The 23,139-nt window shown below is 57.6% G+C and carries 17 protein-coding genes; 7 read left to right on the top strand and 10 right to left on the bottom strand.

Going from position 1 to position 23,139, the window contains the following annotated elements:
- Nucleotides 1-81: 81 nt before the first annotated feature.
- Entirely contained in the window at nt 82-3,768 is a 3,687-nt protein-coding gene (gene dnaE, locus GKZ67_RS14070; protein WP_173243409.1) for a DNA polymerase III subunit alpha, read from the bottom strand.
- 621 nt (nt 3,769-4,389) lie between these two features.
- On the opposite strand from dnaE, the gene GKZ67_RS14065 reads away from it, so the two are divergent.
- The 4 genes from GKZ67_RS14065 to GKZ67_RS14050 all read left to right on the top strand — a co-directional run bounded on the left by GKZ67_RS14065 (nt 4,390) and on the right by GKZ67_RS14050 (nt 9,241).
- Nucleotides 4,390-5,508: a family 16 glycosylhydrolase gene (locus tag GKZ67_RS14065; protein ID WP_173243406.1), complete on the top strand. Its 1,119-nt coding sequence runs from the start codon at nt 4,390-4,392 to the stop codon at nt 5,506-5,508.
- Entirely contained in the window at nt 5,415-7,238 is a 1,824-nt protein-coding gene (locus tag GKZ67_RS14060; protein ID WP_173243403.1) for an Ig-like domain-containing protein, read from the top strand. The genes GKZ67_RS14065 and GKZ67_RS14060 overlap by 94 nt, the downstream gene beginning before the upstream one ends.
- A 124-nt stretch (nt 7,239-7,362) precedes the next feature.
- Nucleotides 7,363-7,869 carry a T9SS type A sorting domain-containing protein gene (locus GKZ67_RS14055; RefSeq protein WP_173243400.1) on the top strand — a complete coding sequence of 169 codons (507 nt, stop codon included), beginning with the start codon at nt 7,363-7,365 and terminating at the stop codon, nt 7,867-7,869.
- A 304-nt stretch (nt 7,870-8,173) separates the two neighbouring features.
- Nucleotides 8,174-9,241 carry a fatty acid desaturase family protein gene (locus GKZ67_RS14050; RefSeq protein ID WP_173243397.1) on the top strand — a complete coding sequence of 356 codons (1,068 nt, stop codon included), beginning with the start codon at nt 8,174-8,176 and terminating at the stop codon, nt 9,239-9,241.
- A gap of 35 nt (nt 9,242-9,276) precedes the next feature.
- Here the strand turns inward: GKZ67_RS14050 and GKZ67_RS14045 are convergent, their stop codons facing one another.
- Complete coding sequence (locus GKZ67_RS14045) at nt 9,277-9,963, bottom strand: phosphatase PAP2 family protein (protein ID WP_173243394.1); 687 nt, start codon at nt 9,961-9,963, stop codon at nt 9,277-9,279.
- 162 nt (nt 9,964-10,125) lie between these two features.
- Here GKZ67_RS14045 and GKZ67_RS14040 point away from each other — a divergent pair, with 162 nt between their 5' ends.
- Nucleotides 10,126-11,415: an aminopeptidase P N-terminal domain-containing protein gene (locus GKZ67_RS14040; RefSeq protein ID WP_173243391.1), complete on the top strand. Its 1,290-nt coding sequence runs from the start codon at nt 10,126-10,128 to the stop codon at nt 11,413-11,415.
- Between the two features lie 88 nt (nt 11,416-11,503).
- Here GKZ67_RS14040 and GKZ67_RS14035 read toward each other — a convergent pair whose 3' ends face one another.
- Nucleotides 11,504-12,286 (bottom strand): class I SAM-dependent methyltransferase, encoded by a 783-nt coding sequence (locus tag GKZ67_RS14035; RefSeq protein ID WP_254244835.1) that lies wholly within the window; start codon nt 12,284-12,286, stop codon nt 11,504-11,506.
- A gap of 200 nt (nt 12,287-12,486) precedes the next feature.
- Between GKZ67_RS14035 and GKZ67_RS14030 the strand changes: the two genes are divergently transcribed.
- Nucleotides 12,487-13,110 carry a hypothetical protein gene (locus GKZ67_RS14030; protein ID WP_173243388.1) on the top strand — a complete coding sequence of 208 codons (624 nt, stop codon included), beginning with the start codon at nt 12,487-12,489 and terminating at the stop codon, nt 13,108-13,110.
- A gap of 117 nt (nt 13,111-13,227) precedes the next feature.
- Here GKZ67_RS14030 and priA read toward each other — a convergent pair whose 3' ends face one another.
- The 7 genes from priA to rpsF form a co-directional block, all read right to left on the bottom strand.
- A complete protein-coding gene (gene priA, locus GKZ67_RS14025) occupies nt 13,228-15,774 on the bottom strand; it encodes a primosomal protein N' (protein WP_173243385.1) in 2,547 nt (848 codons plus the stop codon).
- A 72-nt stretch (nt 15,775-15,846) separates the two neighbouring features.
- Nucleotides 15,847-17,898, bottom strand: a complete 2,052-nt coding sequence (locus tag GKZ67_RS14020) for a thioredoxin domain-containing protein (protein WP_173243382.1) — start codon at nt 17,896-17,898, stop codon at nt 15,847-15,849.
- 56 nt (nt 17,899-17,954) lie between these two features.
- Complete coding sequence (locus tag GKZ67_RS14015) at nt 17,955-18,470, bottom strand: hypothetical protein (protein ID WP_173243379.1); 516 nt, start codon at nt 18,468-18,470, stop codon at nt 17,955-17,957.
- A 182-nt stretch (nt 18,471-18,652) separates the two neighbouring features.
- Nucleotides 18,653-20,122: a GSCFA domain-containing protein gene (locus tag GKZ67_RS14010; protein ID WP_173243375.1), complete on the bottom strand. Its 1,470-nt coding sequence runs from the start codon at nt 20,120-20,122 to the stop codon at nt 18,653-18,655.
- A gap of 77 nt (nt 20,123-20,199) precedes the next feature.
- Entirely contained in the window at nt 20,200-20,643 is a 444-nt protein-coding gene (gene rplI, locus GKZ67_RS14005; protein ID WP_173243372.1) for a 50S ribosomal protein L9, read from the bottom strand.
- Between the two features lie 10 nt (nt 20,644-20,653).
- The gene (gene rpsR, locus GKZ67_RS14000; protein ID WP_151085757.1) at nt 20,654-20,926 is read right to left on the bottom strand and encodes a 30S ribosomal protein S18; all 273 of its coding nucleotides are present in this window, start codon (nt 20,924-20,926) and stop codon (nt 20,654-20,656) included.
- A gap of 19 nt (nt 20,927-20,945) precedes the next feature.
- Nucleotides 20,946-21,329: a 30S ribosomal protein S6 gene (gene rpsF, locus GKZ67_RS13995; RefSeq protein ID WP_151085756.1), complete on the bottom strand. Its 384-nt coding sequence runs from the start codon at nt 21,327-21,329 to the stop codon at nt 20,946-20,948.
- A gap of 438 nt (nt 21,330-21,767) precedes the next feature.
- Between rpsF and GKZ67_RS13990 the strand changes: the two genes are divergently transcribed.
- Nucleotides 21,768-23,066 (top strand): cytochrome c3 family protein, encoded by a 1,299-nt coding sequence (locus GKZ67_RS13990; protein ID WP_254244834.1) that lies wholly within the window; start codon nt 21,768-21,770, stop codon nt 23,064-23,066.
- Nucleotides 23,067-23,139: the final 73 nt, after the last annotated feature.

Genomic DNA, 23,139 nt, shown 5'->3' with positions numbered 1-23,139 from the left:
GGGTAAGAGCACCGTGTCGCATTAAAATTCGGAATATAGGCGATGCACAAAGCTACTATCCTCGCAAATAGTTGCGATGGCTTATATCAGCGAGCACACATCCAGCTCAAACTCGCGCATTTTCTCGATAAAGGTCTTTGGCTCAATCTGAAAGCGCCGCGAAAACATATCCACCGCCAGGCGCTCGTGGGGCTCTACAAACTGGATTTCCAGACGCTTCGAGCCTTTGGCGTGCTCAATGGCTTCCTGCAAGCGGTCAATCATGGGGCCGGTTACGGTGCGCAGGTCGAGCTTCACGCGCACGCCTTTGCTAAGCTTATCGGCTACCTGGGCCAGCGGCTCCATGGTTTTTATTTTCAATTCCCACTGGTCCTGGGTGCCGTAGCGCAGCTCCATCTTGCCGCGCACAAACATGGGTGGCACTTGGTCGTTGTGATAATTCTTAGGGTTGATAAGTGGGCCGTATTTGCTGTAATCATCGCGAAACAGCGCCAGATTGAGGCTCGAATCGTAGTCTTCGATGTTGAACGAGGCCATGGGTTGGCCACTCTTGGTAGTGCGAAATACTACCCCCGACACCAAGCCGGCAATGTTCACGTCTTTGCCCTTCTGTGCATCCAGTTTATCGAGCGGGCAAGTGCAGTAAGCGTCGATTTCCATGCGGTACGTGTCGAGCGGGTGGCCCGAGAGGTAAAAACCTACCACTTCCTTTTCGCGGCGCAGCTTTTCGGGGGCGCTCCACTCTTCCAGCTCCGCTACCTTGGGCAGGGGCGCGGCCACGGCTCCGAATGCACTGGCGCCAAACAAGCTGTGCTGCGCCGATTCTTTAGCCGCCTGGTGCTGCTGGCCCAGCTTCATGGCTTTTTCGATGAGGTTCTGGTCACCGGCCGGGGCATCCAGAAACTGCCGTCGGTTGTATTTCTCGAAGCTGTCGAAGGCGCCAGCCTGGGCCAGGCTTTCCCAGGTTTTTTTGTTCACAGCGCGTAGGTTTACGCGCTTGGCAAAGTCGAAAACGTCGCTGAACGGCCCGCTTTTCTGCCGCTCTTCTACCAGCTCGAGTACGGCGGCTTCGCCCGCGCCCTTCACGGCGGCCAGGCCAAAGCGAATCTGGTTTTCGCGGGGCACGTTAAATTTTTGCTCCGACTCGTTTACGTCGGGCCCCAGTACGGCCACACCCTGCTTGCGGGCTTCCTCGATAAAGAAGGTTACCTTCTTAATGTCGCCCATGTTGTTGGTGAGCACGGCGGCCATGTACTCGGCCGGGTAGTTAGCCTTCAGATAGCCAGTTTGATACGCCACCACCGAGTAGGCGGCCGAGTGCGAGCGGTTGAAGCCGTACTCGGCAAATTTTTCCATCACGTCGAACACCTCGGAGGCTTTCTTGGCCGGTATCTTGTGCAGCTTACCGGCGCCCTCCACAAATTTCTCGCGCTCCAGGGCCATCTTTTTCATGTCCTTCTTACCCATGGCGCGGCGCAGCAGGTCGGCCCCGCCGAGCGAGTAGCCAGCCAGAATCTGGGCCGTTTGCATAATCTGCTCCTGGTACACCATAATTCCCTGGCTATATTCCAGAATTGGCTTTAATAGCTCGTGCGGATATACTACTTCTTCGCGGCCGTGCTTGCGGTTGATGAAGTCAGGAATGAACTGCATCGGGCCGGGCCGGTACAGGGCATTCATGGCAATCAGGTCCTCAATGTTGGTGGGCTTCAAGTCCTTGAGGTACATGCGCATTCCTTCCGACTCAAACTGGAACGTGCCAATCGTATCGCCGCGCTGGTAGAGGGCGTAGGTCTTGGGGTCGTCGAGCGGAATATCGTCGATATTGATTTTAACGCCGTGGTTGCGCTCAATCAGGTTCAGCGCGTCCACAATGATGGTCAGGGTTTTAAGGCCCAGAAAGTCCATCTTGAGCATGCCGGCGCTCTCAATCACCTTGCCATCGAACTGCGTAATAAGCAGGTCCGAGTCTTTGGAGGTCGAAACAGGGATGTACTTGGTAATGTCGTCGGGGGCAATGATGACGCCTGCCGCGTGAATACCGGTATTGCGTACCGAGCCTTCGAGGCGCTCGGCCAGGGCCAGAATCTGGCCTTTCAGGTCGCCCTGGTCATTGCGAATGGCTTGCAGCTCAGGTACATCACGGAAGGCGCCGGCCAGGGTGGTACCGGGCTTTTCGGGCACGAGCTTGGCAATCTCGTTGGCGGCGGGCAGCGGCAGCTCCATGGCGCGGGCCACGTCCTTGATGCTGGATTTGGCGGCCATCGTGCCGAAGGTGATAATCTGGGCTACCTGCGTTTTGCCGTACTTGCCCACCACATAGTCAATGACTTTCTGCCGATTGACGTCGTCAAAGTCGATGTCGATATCGGGCATCGACACGCGCTCGGGGTTCAGGAAGCGCTCAAAAAGCAGTGAATATTTGATTGGGTCTATATTGGTGATGCCCACGCAATACGCCACCGCCGAGCCGGCTGCCGAGCCCCGGCCGGGGCCTACGGCCACGCCCATGCTGCGGCCCTTATTAATAAAATCCTGCGTAATAAGAAAATAGCCCGCAAAACCCATCGTCTGGATAATGCGCAGCTCGTAGTTGAGCCGCTCCTCAACCTCGGGCGTGCGCTCGGAGTAGCGGGGCCGCTCGCCTTCAAAGGCGCCTTTAAAGGTGAGGTCGCGCAGGAACTCGTCGGCGTTGGCAAAGCCGGCCGGCAGCGGGAAGTTGGGGAGCAGGATATCGCGGGCCAGCTTGGGCGGCGTCACTTTATCCACAATCTCGTTGGTGTTATCCACACTCTCAGGCACATCACTGAACAATTCGTTCATCTGGGCCTGCGTCTTGAAGTAAAACTGGTCGTTGGCAAAGCCGAAGCGGCGTTTACGCTGCTTTGGCGGCTTTTGCAGCTCTTCATCGATGCGGGCGAGCATGCGCCGGGCATTTTCGTCGTAGCCGTGCTGGCTCTTCAGGTTGTCGAGCAGGTCGTAGTGCACCCGCTGGTCGGCGGTGAGGATGGTGTAGTAGTTCGTTTCGAAGTCGCCGACCGGGATACTGCGCTCCTCGGCCGTGTTCACGCACAGCAGCAGGTCGTGGGCGGCGTAGTCGGTCTGGTCAACGTAGTGCGAGTCGTTAGTACAGATAACCTTGACGTTGTACTTTTTGGCAAAGCGTAGCAGCACCTGGTTTACATCTTCCTGGCTTTTGCCGGTGCCATCGAAGTTCTGCAGACCATGCCGCTGAATCTCGATGTAGAAGTCTTCGCCAAAAACATTGAGCCACCATTTCAGCAATTCCTCGGCCTTGTCTTCGCCCTCAAACAGAATAGCCTGCGGAATCTCGGCCCCGATGCAGCAGCTGGTCGCAATCAGCCCTTCGTGGTGCAGGAGCAGCAGCTCTTTATCAATGCGCGGAAACTTCGAGTACACCCCTTCAATAAAGCTCATCGAGCTGAGCTTGGCCAGGTTGTGGTAGCCGGCCTGGTCTTTAGCCAGCAGCAGCTGGTGGTAGCGGTTGTCTTTCTCGCCTTTCTCGCGCAAAAACGTCTTTTTGTGGCGGTCGGCCACCATATAAAACTCGGAGCCCACTATTGGCTTGACGTTGTACTTATTGGCCTCTGCCACGAAGTTGAACGCGCCAAACATATTGCCGTGGTCGGTGAGCGCTACGGCGGGCATGCCATCAGCCTGCGCTTTCTTCATCAGCGCCCCGATGCTGGCCTGGCCATCGAGCAATGAATACTGAGTATGCGAATGCAGGTGCGAGAAAGTAGGCATGGGGCAGGCGAATGGATAAGCAGTAGCCGATAGCGGCGAAAAAGCAGCAGCCAGGTGTTCGTTGCCTAAAGTTACGCCGGCCGCAGGGCCGGGGCAAGCAGCGGCAGGGTAGGGGCCTGAGAGTCAGAGGCGCAAAAATGAAGCGGTGGTCGCCTTGCGCCAATCAGGCAACAAGTGAAAGAGCCAGGGCCGGAAATAGGGTGCAGGCCGGCAGGCCCAAACCGGTAGCAGCCTGCCGTGCCAGCCAGGTGCCGCCGGCCCGAAAAGCTGCCCAAGGACCTGAAATATGGCCTGATTAAGCCGACTGAACTATATTGTTAATGACATGGCACTTGCTAAAGTGCAAAATGACACGCGTGCTATACGCTTACTGCACATCCTGAAAAAATCTCTCCAGCTATTCTAAAGTAAGCTGGAAGCAGGTTTAGAGGGTGAGTTTTTCATCTGGCTACTGCCAGACTATACGCTATGCTGGCAATAAAATACAACACTGCTACACAAGGCGCCGGCTTGGTCTGCTGTCGGGGCAGGCGTGGCATGGGTCGGGAAGTCAATCATTTTTCAGCTGCATGTATCCTTCGGTTTCTTTTTCTCCCATCCATTTCTAACCGGTCGTTCTTGATGAAAACAATCACTTACTCGCTCAACTTGCTGCGGTCTGCCGGCAGGCTCATGCTCTTGCTGGGCGGGCTGCTTTGCGGCGGCCAACTGTCGGCTTCGGCTCAAACGCTGGTTTGGGAAGAAAACTTCGATGGCCCGACCATTAATCCCGACAACTGGACCTTTGACTTTGGCGATGGCTGCGAGCGGGGCAACTGCGGCTGGGGAAATCAAGAGCTGGAATACTATACCAGCCGCCCCGAAAACGCGCGTATCGAAAATGGCAACCTGCGCATCGAAGCCCGGCGCGAAGATTTTCAGGGTAAGCCTTTTACCTCGGCAAGGTTGAAGACCTACGGCCGGGTACACTTCAAATACGGTACACTGGAAGCGCGTATCAAAGTGCCCAACCTGCAAAATGGCCTCTGGCCGGCGTTTTGGATGCTGGGCACCACCGGCACCTGGCCGGCCAGCGGCGAAATTGATATGATGGAAATGGGTGCGAAGACCTCTTATCCCGACAATGTGAATAACTGGGCCGGGGCCGCCGTACACTGGGACTACAAAGGCTCACAGGCCGACTACGAGCAGGTATATAAGAGTGCGGCCGCGCTCACCGACGATTACCACGTGTACAAGCTGCAGTGGGATGCCAACCTCATTAAGGTGTTTATCGACAACGTACAGTTTTTCAGCGTCGGTATCTCGAATGTGGCCGTGAGCGACATGGAAGAGTTTCACAAGCCGCAGTACGTGCTGCTCAACCTGGCCGTGGGCGGCAACTACACCGGTAAGATGAATCCTGGTGATATCACGGCTACCCTGCCGGCAGCCATGCTGGTCGATTACCTGCGTCTGTACCAGAATCCGGGCGATGAGCTATATCTGGGTAAGGACCATGCTTTTGCTGGCGACTACGGGGTATATTCGGAGCGGCCCGCCATTGTCGATAAGCTCGTTTACGACGGGCAGGACGCCAACCTGTACTACTGGAACAACCTGACCAATATTACGACGCCCGTACCGGTGCCCTTCGAGGGCAGCAGGTGCTGGCCGTGCACGCCAACAGCGGCAGCTGGTTTGGCCTGGGAGTGGATAATGTGGCCAAGAATATGGGAAACTTTGCCAATGGCGCGCTAAAGTTTCAGTTTAAAACCACTTACGCTGGCCAGTTTAAGGTAGGGGTGAAAAGTGGGCACGGCGAAACCTGGATTAATTTTCCGGCGGGTGGCGCGTCGCAATACGGGATGGTGCGCGATGGCAGCTGGCACGAAGTAGCGATTCCGCTGAGCGCCTTCGACCAGCCCAATCTGGGCATGCACATCGACCTGGTGTCGATGACCAGCCTGTTTATGTTTGCGGGCGACCCGGCAATCAGCGACGGCGATTTTTACATCGACGACATCCGCTTCACGGGTGGCGTGGCGGCTAACCCACCGCCCACAGTGACCCTCACTGCCCCGGCCAACAATGCGATTGTGACGCTACCGGCCAGCCTAACCCTGACCGCCACGGCCGCTGACGCCAACGGCACGGTGACGAAAGTAGACTTTTACCAGGGGGCAACGCTGCTCGGCACCAGCACAACCAGCCCCTATAGCTATACCTGGGCCGGGGCACCGGCCGGCGTGTATGTGCTCACGGCCAAGGCGACTGACGACGGCGGCGCCACCACAACTTCCAGCCCCGTGACAGTATTTGTGGCGGCCGCCGGTAACACGGCCCCCACGGTGAGCCTGACCTCTCCCAGCGACGGAGCCCGCTTTCTCACGCCGGCCAGTATTACTCTCAGCGCCAGCGCTACCGATGCCGGGGGCGGTATCTATAAGGTTGATTTTTACCAGGGTACTACCCTGCTGGCTACCAGTTATACCAGTCCCTACAGCTACACTTGGGCCGGGGCGCCGGCCGGTAGCTACGCGCTTAGCGCCAAGGCTACTGATACGGGCGGACTCGTGACTACGTCGGCCGTGGTTAACATCACCGTGGCCGACCCCATTGTGCCAACTGTCAGCATTACGGCTCCGGCTGCGGGTACCAGTCTACTGGCGCCTGCCACGCTCACCATTGCCGCCACGGCTACTGATACCAACAGCCCGATTGCCAAAGTAGAATTTTACCAGGGCACTACCAAGCTGGGAGAAGACCTTACCGCCCCGTATACCTATGACTGGGCCAATGTTGGCCCCGGCTCGTACTCGCTCACGGCCAAGGCCACCGCCAACGACGGCTATGCTACCACCTCGACCGCGATTGCGTTGGAAGTGAAAGCAATACCCTGCGCCAGTACTGCCTCAAACGGGGAGTACCGCTACGAGGTCTACACCAGCGGTACGGATGTATCGTTTACTTTTCACCCGCTTGGCGCTACGGCTGGCGGCAGCCTGGCCATTATCTTTATTCGTGAAGGGAGCACCGGGGCCTACCCTGGCTATACGATGGTGAAGAACGCGGCCGGCGACTTTACCTTCACCAAAACCATCGCTGCTGGAACAGTAGCGAGCTTCTATTTTACCTACCAGGTAGGCGCTGGTGGTGCAGAGCACAATACCGCCGATGCTCCGCACAGCTACACCGTGGGTACCGTTTGCACCGGCAGCAGCACTACTAATATTCCGCCTACCGTTAGCCTGACCGCGCCGCTGGCCACGGCTACGTTTACTGCCCCCGCCACTATCAGCCTGGCCGCCACCGCCGCCGATACCGATGGTACAGTAACGAAAGTGGAGTTTTACCAAGGCTCAACCAAGCTCGGCGAAGCTACCACCGCGCCGTATGCTTACAGCTGGACCAATGTAATGGCTGGTTCCTATGTGCTCACGGCTACCGCTACCGACAACAACGGGCCAGTACTACCTCGGCCCCCGTAACGGTGCTGGTCCGCAGCGCCGATGGCTACTGTGCTACCACGGCCGATTATAGCTTCGTGGCTATAACGACCGGGGCTAACGTCACGTTTACTTTTCACCCGCTCGGGGCCACCGTAGGGGCAGCTTGGCTATTGTTTACATCCAGGAGGGTGCGACGGGGGCTTATCCCGGCTACACGATGGTGAAGAACGCAGCCGGTGATTTCACCTTTACCAGGGCCATTGCCAATGGCACAGTAACGAGTGTGTACTTTACTTACCAGGTGGGCGCTGGCGGCCCCGAAAATAACACGGCCGCCGCCCCCCATAGCTACACCGTTGGAACCAGCTGCGGCGCAGTAGTTACCAGCAGCGTAGCGGCGGCCGCTGCCGGCTCATTCAGCCTGTATCCCAATCCTACTGGTCAGCAACGCACCGTCCTGACGTTCACCTTGCCGCAGAGTGCCCATTATGATGCGGGGCTCTATGACCTGAGAGGCGCCAAGGTGGCCACCATCGGCACAGGTAATGCTATCGGAAACAAGGAGGTAACATTGGCCGTTTCGACCAGCCAGCTTGCCAGTGGCGTTTACCTGGTTAAGCTGATTACTGATGCCACAGTGGTCGATAAGCGATTAATAGTCAGTCATTAGATTCGGAAAATAGCAAAAGCAAAAAGCTCTGGTCGGATACGGTCAGGGCTTTTTACGTGCCTCAGAAATAAGCTGGAAAAGGAATCATTGTAAAATAAAAGCTACCTTTACCTCGCTTTTCTGCGTATAAAATAATATCAGTTTCCCTGCATGCAGCAGAGCCGGCGCTTAGCCGATGTAGAGTAGGTTGCCAAGGGCCGCACCGGCCCGCCGTCGGGGTCGCGTAAGACTCAGTTTTTAGCTGGCAGGCTTTGCTTCCTGTGCCCAGCGGACTGCTCAATAGCGGCCTTACCCCATTCCCTTAATGAAAGTATTAGCAGCCTCCACCGACCCGGTGAATAGCCGGCCGGAGGCGCCCACCCACCTCGATAGTTTTCTTGGCCACTACCTGCAAGACGAGCGCGACCTGCCTTTTGTCTATCTCAGCCTGAAAATATCGGCAACTATGCTGCCACTGGCCGTGCTGCTCTTCGTGCCCGCTCTGCGGGGCGCTGCGTGGTGGGCAGTATTTGGGGTGTTTTTCTTTTTGAGTAATGCCGTTTTTAAAGGCCCTTTCGGGTTGATGCTGCATTGTACCAGTCACCGCGTGCTGTTTAAGAAAAAATACAGCGTGCTGAATAAGTACATTCCGTGGGTTATCGGGCCACTGTTTGGGCAAACGCCCGAAACGTACTTCACGCACCACATGGGCATGCACCATCCGGAAAACAATCTGCCGGATGACGAAAGCTCAACCATGTTTTATCAGCGCGACTCATTGCGCGGCTTTCTGCACTATCTCACCGACTTTCTGGTGCTGGGCATTCCGCGGCTGGTAGGCTACTTTAATCGCCGCCACAGGCCGGTGCTCCGGTTTAGGCTGCTGCGTGGCGAGCTTATTTATATAATTTTTTCTATATTAATGGCCTGCGTTAATCTGCCGGCAACGCTGGCGGTATTTGTGGTGCCGCTCGTGCTTTCGCGGGTTATAATGATGCTGGGTAACTGGGCGCAGCACGCGTTTATAGCCGCCGATAGCCCCGAAAACTGCTACCGCAACAGCGTTACCTGCATTAATACTACCTATAACCATAAGTGCTGGAACGATGGCTACCACATCAGCCACCACCTGAAGCCGGCCATGCACTGGACCGAGCACCCGCAGCACTTTCGCCAAAACCTAGGCTTGTACGCCAGCAACGACGCCATCGTCTTCGACGGCATTCACTTTCTGCATATTTTCTTTTACCTCATGGGCAAGCGCTACGATTTGCTGGCCCGTCACTTTGTGCTGCTCGATGGCACTGCCCGCACGGAAACCGAAGTAATAGACCTGTTGCGAAGTCGCACGCAGCGTATCGGGCGCGAGGTGCTGGTGCCCCAGTTGCTATAGGTAAGCAAGAAAACTGAGCAGCAAGCGCGATAGAATCAGTAATTCTTGATGCTCGGCTTACTGCCCGGCCGCCGCAGCCGCCACTGATACCAGGGTCGGGGGTGCCGGTCGAGCCAGGGCTCCAGCCAGGCGAGCAGCGCCAGGGTAAGCACGGTGCCCAGTACCGAGCCGGCATACACGTCTTCCACGAAGTGCTGGGCCAGGTACACCCGCGAGTAGGCGGTGAGCACGGCCAGCAGCAGAAAGGCTACACCCCAGCTTTTTTGCCGCACCAGGTAAGTAAGGACTAAAAAAACCGAGAAAGCCGACGTGGAATGCCCCGAGGGAAAGCTTTTGAGCGTGCCCATTACCACGCCTTCCACTACGTGCAAAGGCGGGAAGCCGGGGTTTTCCTGAAAATACCGGAAAGGCCGGGGGTGGCCCGTAAAAATGAGCTGCTTGCCAATCTGGGCGGCCAGCGAAGTCACCGCAAAGCAAGCGAAACTGAGCAGCGCCCAGCGAAAGCGGATAAACAGCAGTGCCAGCGTAACGAGTACGTAAAAAAGGCCATCGCCCACGTTGGTAAAGGGCCGGAAAAACTGGTCAAAAAAGGGCGTAGAGTGGCCATTTACGAAGAAAAAGGCCGTGTGCTTAGGAGTAGTCAGCAGGATAGCTCCCACGCCCAGCAGCACCAGGCCGTAGGGAATGAGGAAAGTACGGGTTTGCCGAAGCAGGTGCAGCATAAGGAAGGACTTTTGTGGCAAGCTTTAGTCAGGCTCAAGGGTCTTGCAGCTGTTCCCACGCAGCTGCTGCGCTTACCGCCTGCAAAACTACCGCCCGGCGGCTCGGCCCACGGTTGGAGCAGGATGTAACTTGCGTGTCTAACCTGTCTTTTCGTCTCTCCCATGCGCTACGGTCCCATCGCCCCCGAGCTGTTTATCGAAAATCGCCGCCGCTTCCGCGAGCTGCTGCCCGCACAGTCGCTGGCAATATTAAATTCTAACGATATACTGCCGACTAATGCCGATGGTACGCTGGCACTCAAGCAGAACACCGACCTGTTTTATCTGTCGGGCGTCGACCAGGAAGAAAGCATTCTGGTTATTTGCCCCGATGCGGCGCTGCCCAAGCACCGCGAGATTCTATTTCTAAAGGAAACCTCCGAGCATATTCTGGTGTGGGAAGGCTATAAGCTGACCAAGGAAGAAGCCCGGCAGGTGTCGGGCGTGCCCACCATTATGTGGCTCGATGCGTTTCCGGCCGTGCTGGCCGCCCTCATGAACGAGGCCGAGTACGTGTACCTCAACTCCAACGAGCACATTCGGGCCGTAGTGGAGGTCGAAACCCGCGATGCCCGCTTTATCAAAGACTTGCAGCGCCGCTACCCGCTGCACCAGTACCGCCGCGCCTCCCGGCTGCTGCACCAGCTGCGCGCTATCAAGAGCCCCGAGGAAATCCGCCTGATGCGTCGCGCCTGCGAGATTACTGGCAATGCGTTTCAGCGCCTGCTGGGCTTTGTAAAGCCCGGCGTGTGGGAATATGAGATTGAGGCCGAGATTCTGCACGAGTTTGTGCGCTCCGGCTCGCGCGGGCCAGCCTACGGCAGCATTATCGGCAGCGGCGAAAGCGCGACCATTCTGCACTACGTAAGCAACGACCGCCAGTGCCAGGATGGCGACGTGCTGCTGCTCGACTTCGGGGCCGAATATGCTAATTACGCCGCTGACCTCTCGCGCAGTATTCCGGTCAATGGCACCTTCACGCCGCGCCAGCGCCAGGTGTACGAAGCCGTGCTGCGGGTTTTCCGGTTTGCCAGTGCCTGCCTCGTGGTTGGCAACAGCATTGAGGAGTATCACAAGCAGGTAGGGGAGGCGATGGAGCAGGAGCTCATCCACCTCGACCTGCTAAATGCCAGCGACGTTAAAAACCAGGACCCCGACGCGCCGCTCTACAAGAAGTATTTTCCGCACGGCACCAGCCATTACCTGGGCCTCGACGTGCACGATGTCGGCTACAAGTACCGCAAGTTTGAAGCAGGTATGGTCTACACCTGCGAGCCCGGCATCTACATCCGCGAAGAAAAGCTGGGTATTCGCCTGGAAAACGATATTCTCCTCACAACGCACGGCAATGAGGACTTAATGGCGCACATTCCGCTGGAAATCGCCGATATCGAGCGCCTGATGAAGCGCTAAGCTGAATTCAGCAAGCAAAAAAGAACCTCATGCTGAGCTTGCCGAAGCATGAGGTTCTTTTTTGCTTGCCGGCTACTTTCCGCATAGTTTACTTAACCGCCCGTCGAAACAGCAGCAAATGCTGCTGGGGTAGGGTTTCGCGTACTTCCACGAATTCCAGTCCGATAGCTTCCATTTCCTTGCGGGCCTGGGCCACGGTCATCTTGTGAATAGGCTTGATGGGCACCGCAGGGTCTTCGGCCCGGTACTCAACCAGCGCCAGCCGGCCGGTACCCGGCCGCAGCGCTCCCCGAATGGCCAGGCCCATCTCGCGGGGCCGGTCAAACTCGTGGTAGGCATCCACCAGGAGCACCATATCGACCTTGCCGGCCGGCAGGTGCGGGTCGGTAGTGGTGCCGAGTATCGGCTCTACATTTCGCAAGCCGTTCTTGAGCTGGCGCGCTTTTAGCTCAGCTATCATTTCGGGCTGAATATCAACGGCCAGCACCTTGCCGCGCGGCACCAGCGGGGCCAGCCGAAACGAGAAAAAGCCCGTGCCCGCGCCAATATCGGCTACTACGTCCGTGGGTTTGAGGTGCAGCTCGTGGAGCAGTGTTTCTGTACCTTCCTCCTGGCTACGGTCGTCGCGCTCCAGCCAACCGGCCCCTTCGTGGCCCATTACGTGAGCAATCTGACGGCCCTGGTAGTAGCGGGCAATGCCATTGGGGTCGCGGGGCGGGCGGTTTTCGTAGCCCGCCGAATCGGGTGGGCGGGTGGTAATAGTCGCCGCCCGTAAGCTGGCGCGGTTTGCCACATTCGATTCTAGTGGCAGCTGCGTGCAGGCAGCGGCTCCGGCTCCCAACCCCATCCACAGCACAACGGCATTCTTCATAAGCAACAAATTCAGTCCAAAAGCAGCAGCGTGCTGCCCGGTACAACAACCAAGAAAGGCCTGTCGTTCAGTAGCACGAGCGAAGCTACGCGTACTTGCCGGCGATTCATCTCAAAAAAAGTATGCGCGGCATTCAGCCAAAACCTTTTTTATAACGTACTCCCGACACAATTCTTTCATCAAATTTTGCTTTTCACCTTATGCAAAACCTGACTTCTACCCTGGGCCGCCTAGCTGTGGTCCTGACCAGCGCCCTGGCTTTGGGCTCGTGCAGCCGCGCCGAATACTCATTTCAGTCGCACGCCCCTTCTTACCTGGGCACTACTACGGCTCCGCCTAAGGCTCGCCTGGCAGTTGCCTCGTCTATCGAGACGCCTGCGGCGGCCCCCGCTGCCGAAGCCGCTACTACCGTTGCGACCCCCAATCAGGAAGATATCGCGGCAGTAAAGCCTGCTCCGGCTTCTACGCCGCCGGTAGCCTCGGTTCCGGTGGCCAAAGCAAAAGCACATGTTGCTGAAGCAGCTGCCGTAGCCACTGCCCCGGAGGCCGTAGCTACCAAAGCCGCTCCCAAACTCAACCTGGTACAGCGCCTGGCCCTGAATAAAGTGATGCGTAAGCTGGATAAGCAAACGCAGAAAATCACGGCTCGCCAGGGCAATAACACGGCTTCGACCACCCGCGGCGCTATCAACGGGAATCTGAAAATCGGTCTTGTGCTGCTGCTTATTGGTTTGCTGCTCAGCTTAATCAACGGGCTGATTGGTACTATTGTAGCTATTATCGGTCTGATTTTCATCGTACTCTGGTTGCTTGACCAAGTATAATAAAAAAATGATATAAGCTAAAAAAGCCCCGGCTGCCTTGTGCAGCCGGGGCTTTTTTAGTTACTACTGGCAGGCAGAAGGCGACCTGCTCCTGGCTCATGTCACTTCCCAGCCCGGTTACATCGGGTCCACGTCGGCCACGAGGCGAGCCTGCCGGAATTCTTTCTGGTCGCGCACCACGTCCATAGCTGCGCAAATGGCCAGCTTGGCGGCCTTCAGCACGGTATGCTCCCGGCTGAGCTTGATGACGATTTCCTGCAGGAAAAAATTGCGAATTCTGAATATATACGGCGCCTCCGGCCCCAGCACGGGGCCACGCCCGAGGCGGTCGGCCAGCTCCTGCGTAAGCAGGATGGCGGCTTTTTGAGCCAGCTCCTGGTCCATGTGCTTCACCGTCAGCTTTATCATGCGGGCAAACGGCGGGTATTCGTGCTCGCGCCGCTGCTGAACCTCATATTCATAAAACTCTATGTAATCATTGCGAATGACCTTATCGAAAATCACCTGGGTCGGGTCGGCGGTTTGAATCAGCACCTTGCCTTTCTTTCCCTTGCGGCCGGCCCGGCCGCTCACCTGCACAAACATCTGGTAGGCCCGCTCGTGCGCCCGGTAGTCGGGATAATGAATGATACTGTCGGCATTGACAATGCCCACCAAGCTCACGTTTTCAAAGTCGAGGCCCTTGGTTACCATCTGGGTACCCACGAGTACGTTGGTTTTCTGCTGCTCGAAGTCGCCGATAATCTGCTGATAGGCATTTTTGGCGCGGGTCGTGTCCAGGTCCATCCGCTGCACATTGGCCTGCGGCAGCATTATTTTGAGGTCATCTTCCAGCTTCTCGGTGCCAAAGCCCTGGGTGCGCAACGCCCGCGACCCGCAGGCCGGACACTGGGTGGGCATGCCTTCGTGGTAGCCGCAGTAGTGGCAGCGCAGCTCGTGGGCGTGCTTGTGGTAGCTTAGGCTGACGGCGCAACTCTGGCACTTCGGAATGTAGCCACAGTCCTGGCAGGCCACCACCGGCGCGTAGCCCCGCCGGTTCTGAAAGAGAATAACCTGCTCATTCTGCGCGATTTTGCTTTCCATCGCGTTCAGCAAATCAGCCGAGAAGTGATTGTGCATCTTCTTGGCCTCGCGCAGCTTGCGGGTGTCAATCAGCTCAATCTCCGGCATGCCGGCTTCGCCGAAGCGCTTGCTCAGCGTCACGAGCCCGTAGCGGCCCTGGCGGGCCTGGTAGTAGGTTTCGACGGCCGGCGTGGCCGAGCCCAGCAGCACCTTGGCGCCCTGAAAGTTGCCCATCATCAGGGCCACTTCGCGGGCGTTGTAGCGCGGGGCGGGGTCGTACTGCTTGTAGCTCGACTCGTGCTCCTCATCGACGATAATGAGCGCGAGGCTGTCGAACGGCAGAAATACGGCCGAGCGCACGCCTACTACCACCTGAAAGCGGCCCGAGAGCACGCCATTCCACACCTCGACCCGCTCATTGTCCGAGAACTTGGAGTGGTACACGCCCAGCCGCGTGCCAAATACGCGCATCAGCCGGGTTACAATCTGGGCCGTCAGCGCGATTTCGGGCAGCAGGTACAGCACCTGGCCGCCCCCATCGAGCGCCTTGCGAATGAGGTCGATGTAAATCTCCGTTTTGCCCGAACCCGTGACGCCGTGCAGCAGCACGATGTCTTTCTGCCCAAACAGATTCATCACCTCGTCGTGGGCCACGGTCTGCGCCTCGCTGAGCTGAAAAGGCATTTGCGCCAGCGGGTTCTCATCGAGCGGAAACCGCGACACAATCTGGTCAAACTGCTCCAGTATCCCGTTCTTTATCAACGTATTCACCGCCGAGGGCGAGAGGTGCGGCGAGCTGGTTAGGGCGGCCTTCTCAAGGCCCTGGTGGTTGAGGTGCTCATTGTGGTGCACCGGCACGCGCTGCAAGTATTTGAGCAGCACATCTACCTGCTTGGGCTTGGCAGCCAGGTCTTCAAATAGCCGCTCTACGGCGGCCGTACTCACAAAATGGTGCGCCAGGCGCACTTTCTTCACCACTTTGGGCGAATATTTATCAGCAAGCTGCTCAAAAAGAAAGATAACGTCTTTCTGAATCAGCGACTTGATAACCTTATGAAACGACGCAATGCCCAGCACCTCACCCACTTCAGTAAACGTCAGGGCCTTGCCGTCTTCGGTGCGCAGGTTGTCCACGATGCGCTGCTCTTTGTCGTCGAGCGGGTAGGGGCTGCCATCGGCCACATACGCCGGGTGCAGCTGAATGCGCGACTCGGAGCTGAGCTTGAGCGCGGCTGGCAGCGCGGCGTTTATTACCTCACCCAGCGTACACATGTAATAGTCGGCAATCCAGCGGAAGAGCTTGAGCTGCGGCTGGGACACGACGGGCGCGTCGTCGATAAATTCCAGAATGTATTTGGCCTGATATTCCTTGGGCGGCGTTTCGTGCACGGCGGCCACAATGCAGCTTAGCGTGCGCTTGGCCCCGAACTGCACAATAACCCGACCGCCGATTACTACATTATCGTTCAGCTCATAAGGCACCCGGTAGGTGTAGAGCTTGGGCAGGGGCAGGGGCAAAATCACGTCTACGAACAGCGTCACGCGGTCGGGCAGGACGGCGGGCGCGGGGGTAGGCGAAGCAAATTCGAACGTAAGCGACACGGATAACAGCTAGCAGCAGGCGAATAGTAAAGATAACCCCGGTAGGGGGTAGGTTGATGCCGGCCCGGCCAGCTAGTGCTTGCCCAATGCGAGTTTCGCCAGTGCTTCAGCTACAGAATACACCGGCAGCTGGCAGGTGCGGTCACGGCACACATAAATAATGGTTTTGTCAGCGACCGAGCGCCCGGCTAGAAGCGGTAGCTCACTGGTTGTCAGGCTGCCAGCAAGGATATCATGGGGCAGAAAGTGCCGGCTTAGCTCGGTGCGCCGGGCCTCAGCTTGTGGCCCGGTAATGGCTACCTCGGCGCCCGGCCGCAGCAGCGCCGCGTAGAGGCTGGCCCAATTGGCTAAGTGCTGCGGCTCTTTGGCGGCCAGGGCTTGTACCTGGCTTAGCATAGCCGCGGCCAGGGTCTGGTACTCAGTATTTTCGAGGTGGCGGCCCAGGCGCAGCAGGTTGTGCGCCATCACCGAGTTGGAGCCGGGAATAACGTTGTCGAACAGCTCTTTTTTGCGAGCGATGAGTGGCTCCGCGCTGGCATCAGTGTAATAGAACAGCTGCTCGGCGGCGTCAAAAAAATTGTCGAGCACGTAGCGGGTCAGCGTTTCGGCCTCGCGCAGCCAGCTTTCCGTGAACGTAGCCTCATAGAGGCTCACGTAGGCTTCTATCACGAGGGCATAGTCTTCCAGAAAGCCATTGATGGTGGCACGGCCGTTTTTCCAGGTGCGGTACAGGCGCGGGCCTTCGCGGAGGTTTTGCTGCAAAAAATTGGCATTATGCAGCGCCAAGGTCAAAAACTCGGCTTCGCCGAATGCCCGGTAAGCGGCTACCAGCCCGCTGAGCATGAGTGCGTTCCAGCCAGTCAGCACCTTGTCGTCGAGGCCAGGGCGAACGCGTTTGGCGCGAGCAGCCAGCAACGTTTTCTGCCAGCCGTGAATGAGCTTGGCCAGCAGGTGAGGCTCCAGGTTGTGCGCCTGGGCAAATTCTTCGTCCCGTTGCCTGCGGTGCAGAATATTGCGTCCATGCTCCCAGTTGCCTACCCCCGTGCAGTGATAGTAAGCGGCGGCCATCGGCTCCTCATCGCCAAGCAGCAGCTGCAATTCCTCGCGGGTCCAGACGTAGAACTTGCCTTCCTCTCCTTCGCTGTCGGCGTCGAGCGATGAATAGAAGCCACCCTCCGGGTTGGTCAACTCGCGCCGCACCCAGTTTACAGTCTGAAACACCACCTCGCGGTACAACGGGTCGCGCGTCACCTGGAAAGCTTCGCTATAGAGGCTGAGTAGCTGCCCGTTATCATAGAGCATTTTTTCGAAGTGCGGCACCAGCCACTCGGCATCGACCGAGTAGCGGGCAAAGCCCCCGCCCACCTGGTCGTAAATGCCACCCCAGGCCATCTCGCGCAGCGTAAGGTTAAGCTGAGCTAAAATATTCGGGCTGCCCGATAGATGGTGCGCCCGTAGCAAAAAGCGCCAGATGCCGGGCATGGGAAACTTTGGGGCGCGGTTGGTGCCGCCACGCTCGCCATCGAAGCGCAGGCCCAGGTTGTAAACCAGCAGCTGAAACTCTGCGACGCTTACCGTCGGGCCAGGGGCATCGCCAGCAGTGTATTTCTCCAGCTCGCTGATTTGCAGTACTTGCGCAAAGCGCTCGGCCGAGTTATCCAGCTCGGCGCGGTGCTCTCCGGCGTAGGCTTGGGCAATGTTTTCGAGCAGCTTCACCCAGCTGCCCGGCGGAAAATACGTGCCGCCATAAAAAGGCTTGGCTTCGGGCGTGAGAATAACATTCAGTGGCCAGCCCCCCTGAATGCCCATTGCCTGCACCGCCTCCATGTACACCTGGTCTACATCGGGGCGCTCCTCTCTATCAACCTTGATGCACACAAAATGTGCATTCATTACCTGCGCTACCTGCTCGTTTTCAAATGATTCACGTTCCATTACGTGGCACCAGTGGCAGGCCGCGTAGCCAATACTCACGACAATCGGCTTCTGCTCGGTCTGGGCCCGCGCCAGCGCCGCTGGTCCCCACGGATACCAGTCAACCGGGTTGTGGGCATGTTGCAGCAGGTAGGGGCTGGTTTCGTGGGCCAGGCGGTTGGCGGGTCGGGTAGGGGAGGCGGTAGACATGCGCTAAGAAAGCTGGGTAAAACAAAACCCAGCCGGCCGGGCTGGGTTTTGAAAAGTTAGCTGGCCGCCTCATCGGGTGGCGGTGTAGTGCCGGTGGCACGCCTCCGGGGCGGGGCCGCCGTTCGGGCGGCTGCTTTCTTAGGCACTGCCTTTTTAGTCGTGGCCGGCTTCTTCGCTGCCGCAGGCTTAGTTGTGCGGGCAGGTTTGCCGGGGCGGCTGGCCGCCTTCCTGGCCGGTATTTCCGGCGATATTGCTGGTACTGGCGTCGGCGTTTCGTCAACGGCTGGAGGTTGCGAAGCGGTTGCCTTTGGCCGGCCCCGCCGGGGTCGCGGCGGCGCGGCGGCCGCAATCGGCTCAGGTATTTCAGCTGCAGCGGCTGGCAGCTCGGCAGGGGTAGTCTCCATTGCTTCAGCAATGGCCGGCCGCTCCAGCAAGGCCACCGGAATAATAGGCGGCGAGATAATCGGAGCCGTTGCCGGTAGCGCTTCCGTAAAAGTGGGCTCACCAGAGGTCGGTAGGGCCGCGCTTGGCTCGGCTACCCGGTACAAGCCCTCGCGCCGGCCGCGCTTCACTATGCCCGATTTCGTGATGACTTTCGACTTTTTAGGAGTAGGGCCAGCCCCGCGCTTGCGAGTCGATGGCTCTGCCGTGGCTACTGCAGGCCGCGGCTCGTCCGGCTGCTGCTCACTTAAGCTTGCAGGGATTACCTTGTTTTCTGAATATTCAGAATTAACTATGTCATCAGCTTCCAGCGCTACACCCGTAGCTTCCTGAGCCAGCTCCTCCAGTAGCTCGGTTTCGGCCAGGCCAGTACCTTGCTCCTCCGCCAGCCGTGCCGCATGCTTGCGAGCGGTGCGCTTGGCCCCGCCCGCGAGCGGCGCTTTTTCTTCTTAGCCGGATAAGTAGTTTCGTTCTCTTCCGTGGGCACCGGGCTCGTCTGCGTTTCAGCAACCGGCATTTCTATAGCCGCCACGCTTTCTTCTGGCACCAAGTCGGGTAAAAGCTGCGCTGGCTCAGCAGGCTGAACACTAGCGGGCTGGTGCCGGCTTTCGCGGCGGTCCTGACCGTTGCGGCCGTTGCGTCGGTTATCGCGTCGGCTGCCGTCCTGGCGCTGGCGCTCGGGCCGCAGGGAAGCAGCCTCTTCCGGCCGGTGCAGCCTGGCTGTAGCCACTGTGTCGTCACCAATATCAATGCGCTCTTCGTCATCCGTCTCCGCTTCCGGTACGCGCACCGCCTTGGGTGGCGGCAGGGCCGCGAGCTGACGCTGCACGTCGCGCAGCTCCTGGCGCACATCCACGCCCTGGCCGCTAAGCCGCTCCAGCCGCTCGCGCGTTTGGTCGAGGAAGGTACGGTGCTCGGGCGCACCGAGGTGCAGGGGCCGATGGCCCAGCGATTGCCGCACGGCCGCCCATTCTTTACGGAAGCGCCCGAAGTCAGCGTCGAAATAAGCCCGCGCAAATTTGTCCCAGATATAGTCTTCCGCTACTTCGGAGGGGTGCAGCATGTCGGCTCCATAGAAGCGATAGTCCCGCAGCTCATCGTTCAGCAGCTCATACGCCGGAAAATAGCTTACGCCCAGCAGCAGCTCACTTAGGTAGTGACAGGCCACCCGTAGCACCGACTTGCTCACTGCATTCAGCGGCAGCGTATCTTTGATATGCCTGACTGGGCTCACGGTCAGAACGATACGAATATCCGGGTTAATTCGCCGCAGCAGCGAATGCACTTCGGCCAGCCCGTTTACAATCTCGTCGGCGGTCAGCAGCTCCTTTTCAAACAGCGCGGCTGGTAGCTTATGCAGGTTGCTCACCAGCTCACCGGTTTCGCGCAGCCGGTAGGCCCAGGCGGTACCCAGGGTAAGTAGCACCGTGTCGGCGGTCTGCACAAAGTCGCCTACCCGGCGCACGGTTTCCTGGATGGTTTGCAACAGCTCAACCGGCGACTCTGCCCCGATAGTGCTGTGAAAATCGTAGCTCTGCCAGCGGCCCCGCGCTTCTACTACGTGCTGTTGCCAATCCTGCGCCTCGCCGGCAGCAGCTCGCAATAGCTGCGCCAGCGCCAGCGGCTGAAATACTGTCCCGAAGGGATTGACCAGCGTAGTTACCTTATTAAGCCGTAGTCGCTCACCAATACTGTCGGCAAAGCACGAGCCTACCGTGAGTACCCGCGCCGTGCGCGCTAATAGCCGCTCCTGCGGCGCAATCGTTAGTTCAGTCCGAAACATGAATTGCAAAGGTAGGCCCAAAAAAAGACGCCCCACCTTACGGCAGAGCGTCTTTACAACATACTGATACCAAGTGCTTAGGCAGCAACCACGCGGAAGTTAACCGTGTGCTTCACTTCTTTGTGCAGGTTCAGGGTAGCGGTGTAGTCGCCAGCAGTAGCCGGCTCCTGGTCAAAGCTCAGGCGCTTGCGGTCTACGTCAATGCCCTTGTTCTTCAGCGCTTCGGCCAGTTGCAGCGTGGTTACGCGGCCAAAGATTTTGCCGGTTTCACCCACTTTAGCGGGCAGGTCAAATACCTGGCTGCCTACCTGGTCGGCTACCGCCTGCGCGTCAGCTTTCACTTTCTCCGCTTTGTGAGCGGCCTGGCGCACGTTCTCAGCTACGATTTTCTTAGCCGATTTATCAGCCAGAATAGCCAAGCCCTGCGGCAACAGATAGTTGCGGCCGTAGCCCGACTTTACCGTTACGAGGTCGTTCTTGTAGCCCAGGCCCTTAACGTCGTCTTTCAGAATGATTTCCATATCTTCAGGTCTATTTAAGGGCGTCGGTTACGTAGGGCATCAGGGCCAGGTGACGGGCTTTTGCCACGGCCTGCGCCACTTTGCGCTGAAATTTCAGGCTGGTGCCCGTGATGCGGCGGGGCAGCAAGCGGCCCTGCTCGTTCACAAACTTGAGCAGAAAGTTCGGGTCTTTGTAGTCAACGTACTTGATGCCGTTTTTCTTGAAGCGGCAGTACTTGTTGCGCGTGTCAACCGGCTTGTTGCCGTTGTCACGGTTGTTGTTGCGGTTATTTTGCGTAGCCATCGTTTTGTTTAATAGAAGGTTACTGCGCTACGGCTTCGGCTGCTTGCGGAGCCTTGTGCTGGTTCATCTCGCCGTTGCGGCGGCGTTCGTTGTACGTTACGGAGTGCTTGTCCAGCACCGTCGTGAGGAAGCGGATTACCCGCTCGTCGCGGCGGAATGCCAGCTCCAGTACGTCCACAATATTTCCTTCGCCGCTGTGATTGTAAGTCAGCGTGAAGTAGTAACCAGTGGATTTCTTCTGAATAGGGTAAGCCAGCTTGCGCAAGCCCCAGGCTTCAGTTGAAATGAGGTCGGCGCTATTTTCCTTAAGCACCTGCGAGAACTTCTCGACCGTCTCTTGCACCTGGCCCTCGTTTAACACGGGGGTGAGGATGAAGACCGTCTCGTAATTTCTTACGTCCATTGACGGGGTTGATTTTGTAAAGTGAAAAAATGAATTGGGGGCAAAGGTACTGATTTTTCGGGGTATTACCAATAGATACTGCCAACTATTCTCCGGCTCAGCTGAGAGGGCGCTTAATTGGTCGCTGCTTTGATTCGTCTTCCGTGTATGTATAGTATAAAGTTTTCGACACTTTTTAGGCTGGATAAAAACCCAAGCTATCCGGGGCGGGTTAATCAAGCAGCCAATACATTGAGTAATAAGAGAGGCGATAAAGCCAAAGCAAAAAGAGAAGTTAGTTTGATTCTAAATAAGCTTGGCCATTCTGAAAATGGCTTTGCCATCTTTGCAGCCCACAATTCGTAGCCTACATTTGCACCCCGGAAAGGGTACGCCCGCAATCCGTTTTACCGGTTCGTTTGGATGATGAATAGCTTTCTATCACGCACCAGTTCGTGGGTGCTCGCACTATTTCTAGCCGTAGCGGCCCCGGCCCTGGCTCAGAATACCGCCTCTGTCACTAAAAACGGCGTGGCTCCCGGCGGAGCAGCCGCTGCCACGCCTGCTGCCGCTGCTGCACCCGCCGGTGCGCCTGGTGCAGGTGGCGGCGATGCCGCTGCTATTGCGGCCGGCGATGCCTTGTTTAAAAATAACTGCGCTCAGTGTCACGCAGTTAAGGATAAAGTAGTTGGCCCGGCGCTGGGCGGCATTACCAAGCGCCGCTCCATTTCCTGGATTATTCCGTGGGTACATAATTCCAGCAAGGTCATTGCCAGCGGCGACGAGTATGCGGTGAAGCTGTACAACGACAACGGCAAGCAGCAGATGCCCGCCTTCCCCCAGCTCTCGGATAAGGAAATCACGAGCATTGTAGCCTGGGTAACTTCGCAGGAAACTGCTGCCAGCCCAACAGCTGCTACTGGTGGTACTACTGCTGAAAATGCAGGCGGGGCGGATGGCCAGGATGCGGCCGGAGCGAGCAAGTACACCGATGTACTACTCATCGTACTTGTGGTAGTACTCATAGTACTGGTCGTAACCCTCGCCATCATCGCCAATCTGATGAAGGACGTGCTGCAAGGCCGCAAAGACCTCGATGGCCGCGATGTAGAGGTGCTAAACCAGCGCTTCGACTGGACCAAGCTGTATCATTCAACGGTGCTGCGCGGGATTGTGGGCACAGTGTTCGCGCTGGTGCTGCTCTATGAAGGCGTCCAGAGTGTTATGGCTGTGGGTCTGACGCAGGGCTATCAGCCCACCCAGCCGATTGCCTTTTCGCACAAAATCCACGCTGGCGAAAACCAGATTAACTGCGCCTACTGCCATACGTCGGTCTACAAAAGCAAATCGGCCAACATTCCTTCGGCTAACATCTGCATGAACTGCCACTCGCAGATTAAGACCGAGTCGCCGGAAATCAAGAAAATCTACCGTGCCATCGAGCGCAAGCAGCCAATTCAGTGGGTGCGTATCCACAACCTGCCTGACCTGGCGTATTTCAACCACTCGCAGCACACGCAGGTGGGTGGCATTCAGTGCCAGACCTGCCACGGCCCTATCCAGAATATGGATGTCGTGTACCAGTATTCGGCGCTGACCATGGGCTGGTGCATCAACTGCCACCGCGAGACGCCCCTCAACACAAAAGGCAATGGCTACTACGACAACCTCGTGAAACTGCACGATAAGTCCAACAACGCTGTGCCCTTCACTGTGTCGTCGAACGGTGGTACCGAGTGCTCGAAGTGCCACTACTAATTTTTTCCTAGCTAAGCTTTTATAAAAGACATGAGTTGAGTGCCGGGTGCGGCTAACACCAGCTGTTAACGCC

Source organism: Hymenobacter sp. BRD67 (genome assembly GCF_013256425.1).
Taxonomy (GTDB): domain Bacteria; phylum Bacteroidota; class Bacteroidia; order Cytophagales; family Hymenobacteraceae; genus Hymenobacter.
This window is presented reverse-complemented; position numbering and strand designations above follow the sequence as displayed.